This is a genomic window from Plasticicumulans sp. (assembly GCF_035331805.1).
GTDB lineage: Bacteria > Pseudomonadota > Gammaproteobacteria > Competibacterales > Competibacteraceae > Plasticicumulans.
The window spans coordinates 1-2,357 of the sequence record NZ_DAOLKE010000463.1; the positions used below are offsets into that span (position 1 = coordinate 1).

A 2,357-nucleotide genomic window follows, 5' to 3' on the forward strand; every position below is an offset into this window, starting at 1 on the left:
CCAGCACCTGCACGGCCGGCTGGCCGGCGGCGGCGAGGGCGGCTTCGGCGCGCGTGAGCGCGAGCTGCTGCGCGCCCAGTCCCCAGCCGAGGTACAGCGTCGAGAGCACGAGCCCTGCGGCGTTCCAGCGCCGGCCGCGCGCATCGGCCCGGCGCACGAGCGCGACGCCGGTGCCGATCAGCAGCGCCAGCGTGTACAGCGGGTCGATGATGAACACGCTGCCGATGCCCCAGGGCTCGTCGCTCCACGGCAGCGCGAGCTGCGTGCCGTAGATCGTCATCGTGTCGAGCAGCGGATGCGTGAGCAGCATCAGCCACACGGCCAGCCACCAGCGCCGCCAGAGCCCGGGCTCGCGCCAGATGGCGACCACCAGCGCCGTGAGCGGGATCGACGCCAGCGTCAGCCAGAACAGCGCGTGACTTTCGGCCCGGTGCAGCGTCATGTTGCGGATCGCATCGCCGTGATCGATGAAGGCATCGAGATCGGGCAGCGTCGCGACGACGGCACCGGTCAGCACGGCGCGCCAGACGCGGCCCTGCCGGCCGAGCACGGCGACCCCGAGGGCAGCACCAAGGGCGATCTGGGTGACGGAATCCATCGGCGGCGGCAGGCTCGTGGACAGGGAAAACGGAATCGACTGCAGACGGGCGCGGGGTGTTCACCGGGCCCGGCTGTTGCCGGTGGTACAGGCGCTCCGCCCGGGAGGGCGGGATCGGGGAGGCAGACCATGCCATTTTCCGTACCGGTCCTGCCGGCGTCCGGCCCGCGCGTGCAGCTGCGCGGCTGGCGGGATGATGATCTCGATGCGTTTGCGGCGCTCGACGCCGATGCCGAAGCCGGCTACTGGCTCGGCGGACCCTTCGATCGCGCCGCGAGCCGCGCCCGGATGGCGGCGATCCGGGCGCGGCTGGACGGGCAGGGCTTCGGCTTCTGGGCGCTGGAGCTGCCCGGAGTCGCGCCGTTCATCGGCTGCGCCGGCCTGAACCGGCCGGAATTCGCCGCTCCCTTCCTGCCTGCGGTCGAGATCGGCTGGCGGCTGGCCCGGCCGTACCAGCGGCGCGGGCTGGCGCTGGAGGCGGCCCGGCAGGTGCTCGCGCATGCGTTCGGACCGCTGGGGCTGCCCGGGGTCGTCGCGTTCACGGCCATCGGCAATGTGCGCTCCCGGGCGCTGATGGTGCGGCTCGGCATGCAGCACGACCCGGACGGCGACTTCGATCATCCGCAGCTGCCGGCCGGGCATCCGCTGCGCCGGCACGTGCTGTACCGGCTGGCCCGTGACGCCCGCCCGGCCGGCGCCGGTGCCGGTCCGCCGGCGGCCGGATCGGCATTTCTCGTGACACCGCCTTGATTCCGCGGTCCATCCCCTCATTTCCGGGAGCAGACCCGCATCCCACACCCGCCCCGGGGGAATCCGCACATGCGCATGGACAAGTTCACCAGCAAGTTCCAGATGGCGCTGAGCGACGCGCAGTCGCTCGCCGTCGGACGCGATCACCAGTTCATCGAGCCGCTGCACCTGATGGCGGCGCTGATCGACCAGCAGGACGGCACGGTCCGGCCGCTGCTCGCGCAGACCGGCGCCAACGTCCAGACCCTGCGCGCGCAGATCGGCGAGGCGCTCGACCGGCTGCCGCGCGTCGAGGGCCACGGCGGCGACGTGCAGCTCGCGCGCGAGCTGGTCAACCTGCTGAACCTCACCGACCGGCTCGCGCAGCAGCGCCGCGACCAGTACATCTCCTCGGAGCTGTTCGTGCTCGCCGCCGTCGAGGACAAGGGCACGCTCGGCGAGATCCTGCGCCGCCACGGCGCCAGCAAGCCGCTGATCGAGAAGGCGGTCGAGCAGCTGCGCGGCGGCCAGAAGGTCGATGACCCGAACGCCGAGGACAGCCGCAAGGCGCTGGAGAAGTACACGATCGACCTGACCGCGCGCGCCGAGGCCGGCAAGCTCGATCCGGTGATCGGGCGCGATGACGAGATCCGCCGCGTCACGCAGGTGCTGGCGCGGCGCACCAAGAACAATCCGGTGCTGATCGGCGAGCCCGGCGTCGGCAAGACTGCGATCGTCGAGGGGCTGGCGCTGCGCATCGTCAACGGCGAGGTGCCGGAAGGCATCAAGGGCAAGCGCGTGCTGTCGCTCGACATGGGCGCGCTGATCGCCGGCGCCAAGTTCCGCGGCGAGTTCGAGGAGCGGCTGAAGGCCGTGCTCAACGATCTCGCCAAGCAGGAAGGCCAGATCATCCTGTTCATCGACGAGCTGCACACGATGGTCGGCGCCGGCAAGGCCGAAGGCGCGATGGATGCCGGCAACATGCTCAAGCCGGCGCTGGCGCGCGGCGAGCTGCACTGCATCGGCGCCA

General features: G+C 71.7%; 3 protein-coding genes. 2 read left to right on the forward strand and 1 reads right to left on the reverse strand.

The features are described from left to right. Nucleotides 1-598, reverse strand: a 598-nt coding sequence (locus tag PKE44_RS18405; RefSeq protein WP_324554145.1) for a metal-dependent hydrolase, incomplete at its 3' end; no start/stop codon positions are given. Between the two features lie 129 nt (nucleotides 599-727). On the opposite strand from PKE44_RS18405, the gene PKE44_RS18410 reads away from it, so the two are divergent. After that, on the forward strand, nucleotides 728-1,348 hold the full coding sequence (locus PKE44_RS18410) for a GNAT family N-acetyltransferase (RefSeq protein WP_324554147.1): 621 nt from the start codon (nucleotides 728-730) through the stop codon (nucleotides 1,346-1,348). Nucleotides 1,349-1,417: 69 nt separating this feature from the next. Next, the coding region (locus tag PKE44_RS18415; protein ID WP_324554150.1) for a Clp protease N-terminal domain-containing protein at nucleotides 1,418-2,357 on the forward strand (940 nt) is incomplete at its 3' end.